At 67.7% G+C, this 14,856-nt stretch carries 14 protein-coding genes; 10 read left to right on the top strand and 4 right to left on the bottom strand.

Features of this window, described 5'->3' with window-relative positions:
- Positions 1-4: 4 nt before the first annotated feature.
- Positions 5-1,642, bottom strand: coding sequence for a carboxylesterase/lipase family protein (locus tag AC5P5M_RS14500; protein WP_495206064.1), 1,638 nt, complete (start codon positions 1,640-1,642; stop codon positions 5-7).
- Entirely contained in the window at positions 1,639-2,622 is a 984-nt protein-coding gene (locus AC5P5M_RS14495) for an alpha/beta hydrolase (protein ID WP_206733951.1), read from the bottom strand. Before AC5P5M_RS14495 ends, AC5P5M_RS14500 begins: the two co-directional genes overlap by 4 nt.
- Before the next feature lie 155 nt (positions 2,623-2,777).
- Between AC5P5M_RS14495 and AC5P5M_RS14490 the strand changes: the two genes are divergently transcribed.
- From AC5P5M_RS14490 to AC5P5M_RS14450, 9 genes are all read left to right on the top strand, one after another.
- Positions 2,778-3,602: a 2-keto-4-pentenoate hydratase gene (locus AC5P5M_RS14490; RefSeq protein ID WP_180876176.1), complete on the top strand. Its 825-nt coding sequence runs from the start codon at positions 2,778-2,780 to the stop codon at positions 3,600-3,602.
- Between the two features lie 40 nt (positions 3,603-3,642).
- Entirely contained in the window at positions 3,643-4,647 is a 1,005-nt protein-coding gene (locus AC5P5M_RS14485; RefSeq protein WP_065182105.1) for a TRAP transporter substrate-binding protein, read from the top strand.
- 10 nt (positions 4,648-4,657) lie between these two features.
- A complete protein-coding gene (locus AC5P5M_RS14480) occupies positions 4,658-5,197 on the top strand; it encodes a TRAP transporter small permease (protein ID WP_053516012.1) in 540 nt (179 codons plus the stop codon).
- A gap of 3 nt (positions 5,198-5,200) precedes the next feature.
- On the top strand, positions 5,201-6,484 hold the full coding sequence (locus tag AC5P5M_RS14475; protein ID WP_053516013.1) for a TRAP transporter large permease: 1,284 nt from the start codon (positions 5,201-5,203) through the stop codon (positions 6,482-6,484).
- 16 nt (positions 6,485-6,500) lie between these two features.
- Entirely contained in the window at positions 6,501-8,090 is a 1,590-nt protein-coding gene (locus AC5P5M_RS14470; RefSeq protein ID WP_445393954.1) for a family 43 glycosylhydrolase, read from the top strand.
- Between the two features lie 40 nt (positions 8,091-8,130).
- Positions 8,131-9,189, top strand: coding sequence for a LacI family DNA-binding transcriptional regulator (locus AC5P5M_RS14465; protein ID WP_053516017.1), 1,059 nt, complete (start codon positions 8,131-8,133; stop codon positions 9,187-9,189).
- A gap of 184 nt (positions 9,190-9,373) precedes the next feature.
- Positions 9,374-10,222 carry a 5-dehydro-4-deoxy-D-glucuronate isomerase gene (gene kduI, locus AC5P5M_RS14460; protein WP_053516019.1) on the top strand — a complete coding sequence of 283 codons (849 nt, stop codon included), beginning with the start codon at positions 9,374-9,376 and terminating at the stop codon, positions 10,220-10,222.
- Positions 10,223-10,302: 80 nt separating this feature from the next.
- Complete coding sequence (gene kduD, locus AC5P5M_RS14455; RefSeq protein WP_346480065.1) at positions 10,303-11,058, top strand: 2-dehydro-3-deoxy-D-gluconate 5-dehydrogenase KduD; 756 nt, start codon at positions 10,303-10,305, stop codon at positions 11,056-11,058.
- 93 nt (positions 11,059-11,151) lie between these two features.
- Positions 11,152-12,252 (top strand): GDSL-type esterase/lipase family protein, encoded by a 1,101-nt coding sequence (locus AC5P5M_RS14450; protein ID WP_495206063.1) that lies wholly within the window; start codon positions 11,152-11,154, stop codon positions 12,250-12,252.
- Between the two features lie 47 nt (positions 12,253-12,299).
- On the opposite strand, the gene phhA is transcribed toward AC5P5M_RS14450, so the two are convergent.
- Positions 12,300-13,193 (bottom strand): phenylalanine 4-monooxygenase, encoded by an 894-nt coding sequence (gene phhA / locus AC5P5M_RS14445; protein WP_053516024.1) that lies wholly within the window; start codon positions 13,191-13,193, stop codon positions 12,300-12,302.
- A 125-nt stretch (positions 13,194-13,318) separates the two neighbouring features.
- Here phhA and AC5P5M_RS14440 point away from each other — a divergent pair, with 125 nt between their 5' ends.
- The gene (locus AC5P5M_RS14440) at positions 13,319-13,804 is read left to right on the top strand and encodes an Lrp/AsnC family transcriptional regulator (RefSeq protein WP_053516027.1); all 486 of its coding nucleotides are present in this window, start codon (positions 13,319-13,321) and stop codon (positions 13,802-13,804) included.
- Positions 13,805-13,828: 24 nt separating this feature from the next.
- Here the strand turns inward: AC5P5M_RS14440 and AC5P5M_RS14435 are convergent, their stop codons facing one another.
- Positions 13,829-14,821 carry a patatin-like phospholipase family protein gene (locus AC5P5M_RS14435; protein ID WP_065174096.1) on the bottom strand — a complete coding sequence of 331 codons (993 nt, stop codon included), beginning with the start codon at positions 14,819-14,821 and terminating at the stop codon, positions 13,829-13,831.
- Between the last annotated feature and the right edge of the window lie 35 nt (positions 14,822-14,856).

The raw sequence follows: 14,856 nt of genomic DNA, 5'->3' as shown, positions 1-14,856 counted from the left end.
GTCATCACTGCGTGCCGCGCTGCACGAAAGGCACTTTTCCGTAGAGCGCGCGCTCGCCTGCGCGCGGATCGTCAACCGCGCGACTGGTGCGATCGAACAGCATTGTCCGCCGTTGCGGCAGCGTATAAGGGGCCCATTGCGACAATCCGGCGTGATTGGGGTCGCCGCTGCGGGCGAAGGCGATCAAGGCCTCGCTCATGGTCGCCGCCAGCGCACGCGCATCATCGCCCCCCCCGGTGCGCGCGCCCGGCAGCCCTGCGTTGTCAAAGACCAGCGGGATGTCCAGCGTATGGAAAGCACGCAGGCGCCCCTCCTCCACCGGCGACCCCCAATCCAGCTGGTACGCCCAGGTCGGTGCTGCGCCCGCGGGCTGGCGCGCCCGCGCTTCCAGTTCCTCCACCGCTCCGCGCCAGCTGCGGCCAGCCGTGGTTGCAGCAAAAAACACTTCGGACGGCGTGTAGTGCGGATACAGGCGGCGATACTCGGCGATCACGGTCTCCGGCCGCAGATCGACGAACTGCTGTCGTTCGAGCTGTGCCGGCAGTGTTTCCCAGGTCAGGGCGAAGTTGGCGGGATCGTTGCCGAGGAACGCGCGGGTCTCGTCGCGGGTGTTGCCGATCACCATCGGAATCGCCGCCGACTGCTGCGGCGCCTGTGGCCAGAACGGATGCACTGGCAGCACCACATCGTCCAGCACCGGGCCGAAGTACAGCGACGTGCTTTCCACGCGCGAGGGATCACGCGCACGGGTGGCTTCCAGCAATATGTCGACCGGCAGATCCAGCAGGGCCTGCACATCACGTGCAGCAACGGCCTGCATCGCGATCGCAGCCCGCTGCGCGGCCGCGCGCGGTCCGGCAGCGGTGACCTGCTGGCCACTCATCGTCCACGCGCGGTGGAACAGCCCTCGGGCCGCAGGCATCGCCATCAGCGTGGCGATCTTGGCGCCCCCGCCGGACTGCCCGAATACCGTGACGTTCGCCGCGTCGCCACCGAAGACCGCCGCGTGCTGCCGCACCCACTGCAGCGCCTGTACCAGGTCGAGCTGGCCGACGTTGCCCGAGGCGGCGTAGCGCGGATCGCCCAACGCCCCCAGGTAGAGATAGCCGAACGTGTTCAGGCGATGATTGAGGGTGACCACCACCACATCGCCGCGGCGGCACAGCGCAGCGCCGTCGTACAGCGGATCACTGCCGGACCCGTTGTTGAATCCACCGCCGTGCACGTACACCAGCACCGGCCTGCGTCCACCGTCGCCGAGCGCGGGTGTCCACACATTGAGGAACAGGCAGTCCTCGCTGCCGGGCCCTTCGCTGCCGCCCTGCGGTGCGGCCGGACCGTACTCCAGTGCATCGGCGATGCCGCGCCAGGCAGCTTCATGCCGCGGCGGCTGGAAGCGGTGTTGAGCGGTGTCGGCACCATAGCGAAGCCCACGGAACACCAGTACCCCGTGCTCGCGCTGGCCACGCACACGCCCGCCACGGACCCGGGCCAATGGCAGGCGGTCGTCGCGGACACCCGGCACGCTGGCCAGCGTTGGCAATGCGGTGAAGGCAGCCGTAGCGGACGCGGTGGCCAGCGCCCAGCGGGCGCTGTCGCGCAGGAACCGCCGGCGCTGCAGGTCGGCCGGCGCATCGTTCATCGCGCGTCCTCCGCAGGGCCAAGCCAGCGTTGTGCGAGCAGCGGCCAGAGTGCCAGCGTCGACCGCGCGGGGATGTCCATGCCAAAGCCGTGGCCGCCATGGGCGAAGACGTGCAGTTCGTGCTCGACACCCGCACCCGCCAGTGCCTGCGCCATGAGTTCACTGTTGCGCACCGACACCACGGCGTCGTCGGCGGCGTGGACCAGCAGCGTCGGCGGCATGTCGCCGCGTACCCGCTGCTGCATCGAATAGTCTGCCTGCAGCGAGGTACCCGGATGCTCGCCCAGCAGGCGGGCACGCGAGCCGCTGTGCGCATGCGCGCCCATGTCGATCACCGGGTAGACCAGCACGGCACGGCTCGGGCGGGCGCTCAGCCGGTCGAGGTCATCCCGTGCGGGATGGACGGCGATGTCGAAGCCGGTGGCCAGCCGCGCCGCGACGTGGCCGCCCGCCGAGAAGCCCATCACCGCCACGTCGTTCGCGTCCAGCCCGCGCCGTCGCGCCTGGTCGCGCACCACCCGCAGCGCGCGCTGCGCGTCGGCGAGCGCGGCCTGTCGGTCGCGCCCCGGCTGCGGCAGGCGGTAGCGCAGGACGAACAGGGTGTAGCCGGCGCCGTCCACCCAGAACGGAACCAGCGCGCTGCCCTCCTTGTCGATCACCACCCGCTGGTAGCCGCCGCCGGGGATCACCAGCAGGGCCCGGCCGTTCGGCCGGGCGGGTGTGTACACCTGCAGAGAGGGCGCGTCGATCTGGTCGGCGTAGCGGTCCGGGCGTGCAGGGTCCGCACTGCGCTCGACCACCCGCGTCGGACGTGCGGGGCCGGTTTCGCCCGGCACTGCGCCTGCCGGCCACAACGGCAGCTGCTCGCCGGGCAACGCCTGGGCCACACGCTCGCCTTCGCGCAACGACGTGTCGACCGCGCAAGCGGGTGCCGCCGGCAGCAGCAGGGACAGGCACAGCAACACGATGGGCAGACGCATGACTGACGGGGCTCCAACAGGACAGGACAGGGCGCTGGCGGCGTCGGCAAAGACGGCGTGATGCGCTGCCGCTTGCGTGATGACACCGGTTTACCATATACACGTCCTGCAGACGCTGTCGATAGGCAGCGCAACAACGCCAGAGGGAGACGTTCTTGAGCAACGAACACGGCACACATGGGCACACGCCGCCGGCCGATGCGGCCGCGATTGCCCAGGCCTTCACCACCGCACGCCTTGCGGGCCAGGCACTGAAGGCGTTCCCGGGCGACATCCCGGCGGACCTGGTCGCGGCCTACCTGGTCCAGGACCTGGCCATCGCCCGCTGGAACCAGCCGGTGGTCGGCTGGAAGGTCGGCTACATCGCTGCCGAACGCCGCGATGCGTCCGGGGACGAACGGCTGCTGGGCCCGATCTTCAAGCCTCAGCTCAAAAATGCTACCGGTGGAACAACGGATGTCCCGGTGTTCGTCGGTGGTTTCGCCGCGATCGAGGCCGAGTACGTGCTGGAACTGCTGGAGGATGCCCCCGCCGACCAGCTGCACTGGTCGCCGGAACAGGCTGAAGCGTTGCCGGCCCGCCTGTACCTGGGTGTCGAAGTTGCCAGCAGCCCGCTGGCAACGATCAACGAGCTGGGCCCGCGCGTGGTGGTATCCGACTTCGGCAACAACAACGGCCTCGTGCTGGGGCCGGAGATCGGCAACTGGACGTCCCTCGATGAGTCGGCGTTGCGCGCCGAGACCCTGATCGAGGGTGAGGTGGTCGGGGTCGGCGGCGCGAGCCGCCTGCCCGGTGGCCTGCGCGCGGCGTACGCGTTCGCGTTGTCCCGTTCCGCGCTTCGCGGCCGGCCCCTGCGGCGTGGCGACCTGATCGCCACCGGCAATGCGACCGGCATCCACGACATCCAGGCAGGACAAACGGCGCTGGTGCGCTTCGCCGGCTTCGGCGAGATTGCCTGCAGGGCCGTGCCGGCCGGGTAAGCCGCGGCACGATCCAGTGAACACGCGCGGGAGGGCGCAGATGATCACACGACGACATTTCCTGGCCGGTGGCGCCACTGCACTTGCCACTCCCCTGCTCGCCGCCTGTGGCCGCGGGCCGGGCCCTGACGCAGCCGGCGGCCAACTGCTGACGGCGACCGATGTGCACGTGGCCGATTACCCCACCGTGACAGCGGTGAAGTGGATCGGGGAGACCCTGCAGCGTGAGACCCAGGGACGCCTGCGTCTGCGCCAGTACCACTCGGGCCAGCTCGGCCGCGAGTCCGAAGCGATCGACATGGCCCGCTTCGGCGCCATCGACATCACCCGTGTCTATGCGGGCGCGCTGAACAACGCGTTTCCGCTGACCCAGGCGCTGTGCCTGCCCTACGTGTTCGAATCGGTGGCGCATCAGCGGGCAGCGCTTGATGGCGGCGTGGCCGATGCCGTGCTGCGCGGCTTCGAACGCCGCGACCTGGTCGGCCTGGCCATCTACGATTCCGGTGCGCGCTGCTTCTACAACACCCGGCATCCGATCACGCAGCCCGGTGACCTGCACGGGCTGAAGCTGCGCGTCGCATCATCGGACATCTTCATCCAGCTGATGCGGCTGCTCGGCGCCAACCCGACGCCGATGTCGCTGGGCGATACGTTCTCCGGCATGGAGACGCACATGATCGACGGTGCCGAGAACAACATGCGCAGCTTCCACTCCAGCCGTCACTTCGAGGCTGCGCACTACTGGTCGCAGAGCGATCACTCCTATGCACCGGACGTGCTGCTGATGTCACGCGCCAGTTTCGAGCGGCTGCAGCCGGATGACCGCCAGCTGCTGCTGGAGACCGCACGTGCGTCGGTGAAGGTGATGCGCGACCAGTGGGATGCCTCCGAGGATGCGGCACGACGCGCGGTGCTGGCGTACGGCGTGAAGGCCAACGAGGTCGACATGCCGGCGTTCCGCGCCGCCGCGCAGCCCCTGCTGCAGCAGTACCTGCAGCACGCGGAAATCGCCGCGCTGGTCGATCGCATCCGCGGTGCAGCCTGAGGACACAGCCATGACCGAAACGACGACATTTTCCCCACCCGGCCCCGGGCAGCGCCTGCTGGACCGCGTCGCCGACATTGCCATCTACACCGCCGTGGCGGCCCTGCTGGGGCTGGTGGTGGTGCAGGGCTGGCAGGTCTTCGCGCGCTATGTGATCAACGATTCCCCGAGCTGGACCGAACCGGTGACCCTGCTGCTGCTCAGCACCGCGATGAGCCTGGGCGCGGCCTGTGGCGTGCACACCAACCGCCACTTCGGCTTCTTCCTGCTGCATGCCTACATGGCGCCGGCGCTGCGCCGCGCTGTGGACGTGCTGGTGCAACTGGTGGTGGCCGTGCTGGGCGCGTTCATCGCAGTGTGGTCGGCCGAGCTTCTTCTCGACGGCCTGGACATCAAGACCGCCGGTGCCGAGCTTCCGCAGAGCATCAACTACCTGCCGCTGGCGCTGGGCGGCGTGCTGATGGTGGTGTTCGCGCTGAACCGTGCGTGGAAGGCCACGCAGTCCACGCCGGCAGACGCTGCCGCCGATGACGCTGAAGGAGATCGTTGATCCATGGGTATCGCCATTCTGTTCTCGGTGTTCGCAGTGTTCCTGCTGCTGGGCGTGCCGGTGGCCTACGCGCTGGCTGCGGCCGCCCTTGCCACCCTGCTCTACCTGGACATCCCGTCCATCGTTCTGGTCCAGCAGATTTCGGCAGGTACCGGGTCTGCATCGCTGATCGCCATTCCACTGTTCATCTTCGCTGGCGAGATCATGATGCGCGGCGGCATCTCCGAGCGCCTGATCGCGCTGGCGTCCTCGCTGGTGGGGCGCTTGCGTGGTGGCCTGGGCCAGGTTTCGATCCTGTCTTCGCTGTTCTTCGGCGGCGTCTCCGGCTCGGCCATCGCGGATGTCTCGGCGGTGGGTGGCACGATGATTCCGCAGATGGTCAAGCGCGGCTATGACCGCGATTTCGCCGTCAATGTCAGCATCACCGCCGCCCTGGTCGCGCTGCTGGTTCCGCCCTCGCACAACCTGATCCTGTTCTCGGCCGCAGCCGGTGGCGGCCTCTCGATCGCCGATCTGTTCGCGGCCGGCATCGTTCCGGCATTGCTGATGACGCTGGCATTGATGATCACCGGCTACGTCGTCGCGCGCCGCCGCGGCTATGGCGTGGAGGTGTTCCCGGGCTGGCGCGCGGTGATGCTGCGGATGATCTCCGCCCTGCCCGGCCTCGGTCTGGTCGCGCTGATCTTCGTCGGCATCCGCGCTGGCATCTTCACTGCGGTGGAAAGCGCGGCGATCGCCGTGGTGTACGCACTGCTGGTGACCACGGTGCTGTACCGGCAACTGCGCTGGCGCGAGTTCTTCGCCACGGTCGTCCACGCCGCACGCAGCACCGGCGTGATCCTGTTCGTGATCGCCACCGCTGCGGTATTCGGCTGGCTGCTGGCCTACCTGCAGGTGCCGGCGGCGGCGGTGGATTTCCTGCAGTCCTTCGCGCACAGCCAGTTCATGGTGCTGCTGATGATCGTGGTGATGCTGTTGCTGCTGGGAACCTTCATGGACCTGGCACCGATGATCCTGATCTGCACGCCGATCTTCCTGCCGGTGGCGCGCGCGTACGGCATCGATCCGATCCACTTCGGGCTGGTGCTGGTGCTGACCGGCGGCCTGGGCCTGGTGACACCGCCGGTGGGCTCGGTGCTGTTCATCGGTACCGCCATCGGCAAGATCAGCGTGGGCCAGAGCATGCGTACCATCTGGCCGTTCTGGTTCGCTGCGCTGGGCGTGCTGCTGGTGGTCACCTTCTTCCCTGCCCTGTCGCTGTGGCTGCCGGCCACGCTGCGCAGCTGAGCCGGAGACCGCTGCCATGCACCGTCCGCTTCGCCGCATCCCTGCCGTGGCCCTGGCCAGCCTGCTGCTGGCCGCGCTTCCGGCGCTGGCCTCCGGCCCGGCCTCACCAACCTGGGCACGTGGGCTGGAGAACCAGCGCCAGGCCGATCTCGGCGACGGCACCTACCTGAACCCGGTGCTGGCCGGCGACCGCCCCGATCCGTCGGTACTGAAGGACGGACAGGACTACTACCTGACCCTGTCCTCCTTCGACGCCTATCCCGGCCTGCCGATCTGGCATTCGCGGGACCTGGTCAACTGGCAGCCGCTGGGTCATGCCATCACCCGCAACGTGGGTGCGATCTGGGCACCGGACATCGTCAAGCACCAGGGTCGCTACTTCATCTACTTCCCGGCCCGGACCGGCGAACACCGCAGCAACTTCGTGGTGTGGGCCGATGACATCCGCGGGCCGTGGAGCGATCCGATCGACATCGGTCTGGGCGGCTACATCGACCCCGGCCATGCGGTGGGCGAGGACGGCAAGCGCTACTTGTTCCTCAGCGGAGGCGACTATGTGCAGCTGGCCGATGACGGGCTGAGCGTGGTCGGCACACCGAAGCATGTCTACGACGGCTGGCGCTATCCGCAGAGCTGGGATGTGGAAGCCTATGCGCAGGAAGGACCGAAGATCCACTTCCGCGAGGGCTGGTACTACATGACCACCGCCGTGGGAGGCACCGCCGGCCCACCCACCGGGCACATGGTGATCACTGCGCGCTCGCGTTCCATCCATGGGCCCTGGCAGAACGCACCGAACAATCCGATCACGCGCACGCAGTCGGCGTCCGAGCCGTGGTGGTCACGAGGCCACGCGACAGTGATCGAAGGCACCGACGGTCGCTGGTGGATGATGTATCACGGGTATGAGAACGGCTTCTGGACCCTGGGCCGGCAGACCCTGCTGGACCCGATCGAGTGGACGGACGATGGCTGGTTCGTTGCCAGGGGCGGTGACCTCGGCCAACCGCTGCGCAAGCCTTCCGGAAGCGCCCTGGCACCGCACGGCATGGCGCTTTCGGATGATTTCCGCGGCGGCAGGCTCGGGCCACAGTGGGCGTTCTTCAACCCGGGCAGTGACGAATACCAGCGCCTGCGCTTCAGCGGCGATGGGCTGGTGATGCAGGGCAAGGGCAGTGCGCCGCGCGATGCGTCTCCGCTGACCACCATCGCCGGCGATCCGGCCTACCAGTTCGAGGTGGAGCTGGAGGTAGCGCCGGGCGCAGTCGGGGGCGCGCTGCTGTTCTACAGCGACCGTCTTTATGTGGGCGTGGGCAGCAACGGCGAGCAGTTCATCATGCACCGTTACGGCGAGGAACGCCCTGCCCGGCTTGCGCCCAGCGAGCGCGGCGGGCGGCTCTGGCTGCGCGTCACCAACAACCGCCATATCGTCACCTTCCATACCAGCAGCGACGGCCGGACCTGGCAGAAGTACCCGGTTCAGATGGAAACCTCGGGTTACCATCACAATGTGGCTGGTAAGTTTCTCGCCCTGAAGCCGGCGCTGTACGCTGCCGGTGACGGTGCGGTGACCTTCCGCAGCTTCCGCTACCGCGCGCTGGACTGAGTGCGCGGCCGGAAATCCCCCGACTTACCTGGTCCATTACATGTCAGTGCGCAACAAGAATGATGCCGCCACGCCGGCATTGGCCAAAGGCAAGGCAGCCACGATCAACGACATCGCGCGACTGTCCGGAGTGTCCAAGAAAACGGTTTCAAGGATCATCAACAACTCACCGCTGGTGCGCAAGGACACGCGCGACAAGGTAGAGGCCCTGATGCGCGAGGTGGGCTATACGCCCGATCCGCTGGCGCGCGGCCTGGCCTTCCGTCGATCCTTCCTGATCGGCATGGTCTACGACAACCCCACCGCGCAGTACATCGTGGACATGCAGTACGGTGCACTCGACGCGCTGCGCGGTTCCAGCTTCGAGCTGGTCGTGCATCCCTGCGACAGCCGCAGCCCGGGCTACATCGACGGCGTGCGCCGCTTCGTGCAGCAGCAGAAGCTGCATGGGGTGATCCTGGTGCCGCGTGCCTCCGAGGACCAGGCGCTGGCGGACATGCTGGATGAGATCGGCTGCCGCTTCACCCGCGTGGCCGCGCTGCCGCTGGACGAGAGTTCGCAGATGGTGGTCACCCACGATCGTGACGGCGCCGCCGAAGCGGCCGACTACCTGCTCTCGCTGGGCCACCGCGACATCGCCCTGGTGACCGGGCCCAGCGCCTATCGTTCGGCGCACGAGCGTACCGCCGGCTTCATTGATGCGCTGTCGCAGCGTGGCATCGAGCTGCCCAAGGACCGCATCATCGAGGCGGGCTACACCTTTGAATCGGGCGTGGCCGCCGCCGAGAAGCTGCTGCTGGGCAAGCGCCGGCCGACCGCGATCTTCACCGGGAACGATGAAATGGCGGCGGGCATCTACAAGGTGGCGCTGCGTGCAGGCATCAACATCCCGCGCCAGCTGTCCATCATCGGCTACGACGACAGCCCGCTGGCCTCGCGCCTGTGGCCGTCGCTGACCTCGGTACGGCGCCATACCCGCGATACCGGCCGCACCGCTGCGGCGATGCTGATCCAGCCCGACGGCCAGCCAGCGCTGCAGATCGCCAGCGTGCGCCCGCACCTGATCGTACGCGACTCCTGCCAGCCGCCGGAGGACTGATCCGGCGGGGATCAGTCCGGTAGCCCGCAGGCCTGCCTGCGACTCCGTTGAAGCCGCCTCACCTTGCCGCGACCGTTGAGCGCTATCGTGCGGCGCAAAATGACACCGGTTACCAACGTAGCTAGAATCCCCCTGAACCGTGCCGGGGCCGAATGATCGGCCCGCCCCCTGCTCTGGAGATGCCATGTACTGCAAGACCCACTACGCCACCCATCCCGACGCCATCAAGGGCGCCAGCAACGACCAGCTGCGCGAGCTGTACCTGCTCGACGGCCTGTTCAACCCCGGCCAGGTGACGCTGAAGTACACCCACTACGAGCGCTTCGTACTCGGTGGCGCGGCGCCCCTGGATGCGCCGCTGGCGCTGCCGGTGCAGACCGAACCGGCGTCGGCCGCCGGCCATCCGTTCCTGGAGCGTCGCGAGCTGGGCGTGATCAACGTCGGCAGCGGTACCGGTACGGTCACCGTCGACGGCACCGTCTACACGCTGGGCCCGAAGGATGGCCTGTACGTGGCGATGGGCAGCAAGGACGTCGTGTTCGCCTCGCAGGACGCCGCCAACCCCGCTCAGTTCTACCTGGCCTCGACCCCGGCCCATGCGCGCTTTGAAACCAAGCAGCTGTCGATCAAGGACGCGGTAGCGCTGGACCGCGGCGCGCTGGAGACCAGCAACGAGCGCACCATCTACCAGTACATCGTGCCGGCCACCTGCCAGTCCTCGCAGCTGCTGCTGGGCCTGACCGTGCTCAAGCCCGGCAGCGTGTGGAACACCATGCCGCCGCACCTGCATGACCGCCGCAGCGAGGTCTATTTCTACTTCGACCTGGGCGACAACGACCGCGTGTACCACTTCATGGGCGAACCGGACGCGCAGCGCCACATCGTCATCCAGAACAACGAAGCCGTGGTATCGCCGCCGTGGTCGATCCACATGGGTGCCGGTACCAGCAATTACGCCTTCATCTGGGCGATGGGCGGCGAGAACCTGGATTACACCGACATGCACGTGCTGGACATCTGCCAGCTCAAGTAAGTCCTGCCTGGCCGCCGCGCACGCGTGCCGGTGGCCGTTCGCCTGCATCACGCACACCTCTACCAAGGAACGCACACGCAATGGCCAATCCCTTCAGCCTGGAAGGCAAAGTCGCTCTGGTAACCGGTGGTAATACCGGTCTGGGCCAAGGTATCGCGGTTGCGCTGGCCACCGCCGGCGCCGATGTCGCCGTGGCCGGCATCGCGCCGCCCACCGAAACCATCGAGAAGATCACCGCGCTCGGCCGACGCTGCCTGGCGGTGGAAGCCAACCTGATCAGCATCGAGCCGGTCGAGCGCGTGGTGCGCGAAACCATCGAGGGACTGGGTGGCCTGGATATCCTGGTCAATAATGCCGGCCTGATCCGCCGCGCCGACGCGGTGGAGTTCAGCGAACAGGACTGGGATGACGTGATGAACGTCAACCTCAAGTCGGCGTTCTTCATCTCGCAGGCGGCGGGCCGTCATTTCATCGCCCAGGGCAGCGGCAAGATCATCAACATCGCCTCGATGCTGTCGTTCCAGGGCGGCATCCGGGTGCCGTCGTACACCGCCAGCAAGAGCGGCATCGCCGGCATCACCCGCCTGCTGGCCAACGAATGGGCCGGCAAGGGCGTCAACATCAACGCGATCGCGCCGGGCTACATGGCCACGGACAACACGGCGGCCCTACGTGCCGATGCCGACCGCAACAAGGCGATCCTGGATCGCATTCCGGCCGGCCGTTGGGGCACGCCGGAGGATCTGGCCGGCGCGGCGGTATTCCTGGCATCCAGCGCATCGGATTACATCAACGGCGCCGTGCTGCCGGTCGATGGTGGCTGGTTGGCGCGCTGAGGCACACCGGTCTGTAGAGCCGAGCCCATGCTCGGCTGTCGCGCTCTGATCGAAAAACAGCCGAGCATGGCTCGGCTCTACAGGAGTGCCGCGATGCGAAGGCTGTTGCTGTTGTTGCTGCTGTCGTGCACCACCGCGCAGGCGGCGCCGGTGCGGGTGTTCATCGCAGGTGACTCCACCGCGGCCGAGTACGGCCCCGAGCGCGCGCCGCAGGCGGGCTGGGGCCAGGCCCTGCAGAGCTACCTCGATCCGGCGCGGTTCGAAGTGCGCAACCACGCCCGGGGAGGCCGCAGCACGCGCAGCTTCATCGATGAAGGCCGCCTGGATGCGATCGCCACCGAGCTGCGCCGTGGCGACGTGCTGCTGATCCAGTTCGGCCATAACGACGCCAAGTTCGAAGATCCCACGCGCTATACCGATCCGGACAGCGACTATCCGCGCCTGCTGATGCGTTACGTGCAGGTGGCGCGTGACAAGGGCGCCACGCCGGTGCTGGTCACGCCGGTGGCGCGGCTGCTGTATGACTTCGGTTCGCTGCTGGACACACATGCGCGTTACACGCGGGCGATGCAGCAGCTGGCCGCGCGCGAGCGCGTTGCCCTGATCGAACTCAACGACCGCAGCACGCGCTGGATACGCGCGCTGGGCGAGCAGGGTGCACGACCCTACTTCCTGTTCGTGCCCGAGCAGGGCAAGGCCGACGGCACCCACTTCAGCGTGGCCGGCGCCAACGCCGTTGCCTGCCTGGTGCTGCGCGAGTGGAGGGTGCTGCAGCCGGGGCTGGAAGATGCACTCGTGCGCGACATCGACTGTGACGTGGGCGCGGCGGCGGAGCAGGGCGGGCAACCGGCGCAGGCATCGCGCGTGGTCCATGAGCATGACATCGCCATCCTCCAGCCCGGCCCGCATGGTGGCGCCGGGCCGACCACGGCCTATCCGTTCTTCGCCGGAGAGAAGGACCTGCCGTTCGTGCTGCGCAAGCGCGTGCTGCACAAGGGTGCAGGCATCGGCCTGCATCCGCAGCACAAGGACGAGATCTACTACATCGTCAGCGGGAAGGGCAGCTACGTGCTGGACGGAACGCAGTACGACGTCAGCGCAGGCGATGCCCTGCTGACGCGCAAAGGCAGTTCGCATGCACTGCAGCAGGTGGGTGACGAGGATCTGGTGCTGCTGCTGGCATACCCGCGCTGACCCGTGGAGCCGGGCGTGGAGCCGGCCTTACGGATGCCCCTGCCGCATCACACGTCGCCGCCGTCGGCCCAGCCTTCGCCGGTTCCCTTCTGGAACACACGGTCGTCGGCCTGCACGTCACCGGCCGGCAGGTGCTGCTGCTCGGCCAGCGAGGCATAGATCGGGGTGAAGTCCGGCGACGTCGCCTGCATCAGCTGCTCGAAGCTGTCGATGACGAAGTAGGTCTTCTGGAAGGTATCGATGCGGTAGCGCGTGCGCATGATGCGCTGCAGGTCGAAGCCGATGCGGTTGGGCGCGGCCGATTCCAGCGAGTACAGCGATTCGCCCTTTGACGAGACGATACCGGCGCCGTAGATGCGCAGGCCATCCGGGGTATCGATCAGGCCGAACTCCACCGTGTACCAGTACAGGCGCGTGAGGTTCTGCAGCGCCTCCGGGCCGATGGCGTGGGCTTTGACACCGCCACGGCCGTAGGCCTCCATGTAATCGGCAAACACCGGATTCATCAGCAGCGGCACATGGCCGAACAGATCGTGGAACAGGTCCGGCTCGGCGATGTAGTCGATCTGGTCGGGGCGACGGATCCACCACGTGACCGGGAAGCGGCGGTTGGCCAGGTGGTCGAAGAAGTCCAGCTCCGGCAGCAGCCCCTCCACGCCCACCAGCGTCCAGCCGGTGGCTGCGCCGAGTACTTCATTCAGCTGGTCGAAGCGCGGAATCATGTGCGCGCTCATGCCCATCTCGTCCTGCGCGTCCAGGAACTCCCGGCACGCACGGCCGACCAGCAGTTCGCGCTGGCGCTGGTACAGCGTGCTCCACGTCGCATGGTCATCGGCGCTGTAGGTATCCCACGGCTGCTCGACGAGCGCGGTGGTGTACACCGGCACGTAGCCCTTGTCGGTCTGCTGGTGTTCGACGCGGCGGGGCTGGGCGGGATCCATGGGACGCTCCTTGAAGGGATGTCCACGATGCTAGGGCAGGGCGGGCGCAACAGGGTTGCAAAAGTTGCGCGGAATAACCTTGCTGGCGCAATATCCTTGCGTACTCACCATGTTGCGGGGCAACAATGGCCGGAGAAGTCCAGTTCGATCGCACGGATATACGCCTGCTGGCCGAAATCCAGCGGGATGGTCGCGCCACCAATGCCGAGCTCGCGGCCCGGGTGAACCTCTCCCCCTCCGCCTGCCTGCGCCGCCTGCAGCGGCTGGAGAGCGAGGGTGTGATCGTCGGCTATGGCGCGCGCCTGGAACCCCGGCAGCTGCGGCTGGGCCTGCAGGCGTTCGTGCGGGTGCAACTGGAAAAGCACGACCAGGCGGCCATCGCGCATTTCGTGGACAGCGTGCAGGGCTGGGATGAAGTGGTGGCCTGCCATGCGCTCACCGGCGACATGGATTACCTGTTGCACGTCTACGTGCGCGACCTCGAGCACTTCTCGCGCTTCCTGCTGGACCGCCTGCTCAATGCCGGTGGCGTGGCCGATGCCAATTCCAGCTTCGTGCTGCGCACGGTGAAGGGCTTCCAGGCGTTGCCACTGTCGCAGCTGGAACCCTGAGCACCGCTCAGCGCGGGCGAGGGCTCAGCACTTGTCCTTGCGCCCCATCAGCCTGCCCAGCCGCGAGGTCTCCTCGCACTTCGGCGCGGCTACCGGCGGCGGTGCCAGCGCGGCGGCGCGCGCCTTCTGCAGCTGCTGGATCTTCGCGCGGATCTGCGGCATCGCGGCCATCGCCGCCTTTTCTCCCTCCAGGATCGCGGTCCCGCGCTGGCTGAAATCAGCCGCACCGATATCCAGCACGCGCGGGCGGATCACGATGTCGGCGCGGGCCAGTTCCTGCTCGCCCAGGCGCTGGCCCATGATCGCGATCGACTGGTTGACGATGCCGAGCATGTCAGTCGGTGCCTTGCCACTGGCCTTGCTGGAGATGTCCACGGCGATCACGAAGTCGGCACCGAGCTGGCGCGCGGCATCGACCGGCACCGGGCTCACCACGCCGCCATCGACGTAGTTGCGTCCGCCGATCTTCACCGGCTCGAACACGCCGGGGATGCTGCTGGACGCACGGACGGCCTGGCCCACGTTGCCGCGCACGAAGATCGCGCGTTCGCCGGTTTCGAGCTGGGTGGCGACGGCGGCGAACGGTTTCTTCAGGCGCTCTGCCGGACGGTTGGCGACCTGCTCGTTGACGTAGTCCTGCAGCTTCTGGCCCTGCACCAGCCCGCCGGAGAACAGGCGCACGTCGCGGATGCTGGCTTCATCCAGCGCGACGGCCCGGCTCTGCATCTGGAACGCATCCATGCCGCTGGCGTACAACGCGCCGACCACACTGCCGGCGCTGGTGCCGGACACCACCACCGGCTCGAAGCCATTAGCCTCGAGCATCTTGATCACGCCGATGTGGGCAAAGCCCTTGGCCGCGCCGCCGCCCAGCGCGATGCCGATCTTCACCGGCTTGGCCTGCGGCACCACGGTCGGCGCCGGCGGCGGCGCCGGACGCACCGGATCGCCACCGCAACCGGCCAGCAGGCCAAGCAGGGCAACGGACAGCAGCACGCGGGGACGGAACAGGCTCATCGGCAATGCGCTCGCGGCGCCGGATTCAGGGAAGG

Source organism: Stenotrophomonas sp. YJH_SMC_106-19 (assembly GCF_059368375.1).
This window is presented reverse-complemented; position numbering and strand designations above follow the sequence as displayed.

What these genes read in the sequence shown, in the direction of transcription:
- AC5P5M_RS14500 (WP_495206064.1), bottom strand. Translation starts at nt 1,642, where the DNA reads ATGAACGATGCGCCGGCCGACCTGCAGCGCCGGCGGTTCCTGCGCGAC.
- AC5P5M_RS14495 (WP_206733951.1), bottom strand. Translation starts at nt 2,622, where the DNA reads ATGCGTCTGCCCATCGTGTTGCTGTGCCTGTCCCTGCTGCTGCCGGCG.
- AC5P5M_RS14485 (WP_065182105.1), top strand. Translation starts at nt 3,643, where the DNA reads ATGATCACACGACGACATTTCCTGGCCGGTGGCGCCACTGCACTTGCC.
- AC5P5M_RS14480 (WP_053516012.1), top strand. Translation starts at nt 4,658, where the DNA reads ATGACCGAAACGACGACATTTTCCCCACCCGGCCCCGGGCAGCGCCTG.
- AC5P5M_RS14475 (WP_053516013.1), top strand. Translation starts at nt 5,201, where the DNA reads ATGGGTATCGCCATTCTGTTCTCGGTGTTCGCAGTGTTCCTGCTGCTG.
- AC5P5M_RS14470 (WP_445393954.1), top strand. Translation starts at nt 6,501, where the DNA reads ATGCACCGTCCGCTTCGCCGCATCCCTGCCGTGGCCCTGGCCAGCCTG.
- AC5P5M_RS14465 (WP_053516017.1), top strand. Translation starts at nt 8,131, where the DNA reads ATGTCAGTGCGCAACAAGAATGATGCCGCCACGCCGGCATTGGCCAAA.
- kduI (WP_053516019.1), top strand. Translation starts at nt 9,374, where the DNA reads ATGTACTGCAAGACCCACTACGCCACCCATCCCGACGCCATCAAGGGC.
- kduD (WP_346480065.1), top strand. Translation starts at nt 10,303, where the DNA reads ATGGCCAATCCCTTCAGCCTGGAAGGCAAAGTCGCTCTGGTAACCGGT.
- AC5P5M_RS14450 (WP_495206063.1), top strand. Translation starts at nt 11,152, where the DNA reads ATGCGAAGGCTGTTGCTGTTGTTGCTGCTGTCGTGCACCACCGCGCAG.
- phhA (WP_053516024.1), bottom strand. Translation starts at nt 13,193, where the DNA reads ATGGATCCCGCCCAGCCCCGCCGCGTCGAACACCAGCAGACCGACAAG.
- AC5P5M_RS14440 (WP_053516027.1), top strand. Translation starts at nt 13,319, where the DNA reads ATGGCCGGAGAAGTCCAGTTCGATCGCACGGATATACGCCTGCTGGCC.
- AC5P5M_RS14435 (WP_065174096.1), bottom strand. Translation starts at nt 14,821, where the DNA reads ATGAGCCTGTTCCGTCCCCGCGTGCTGCTGTCCGTTGCCCTGCTTGGC.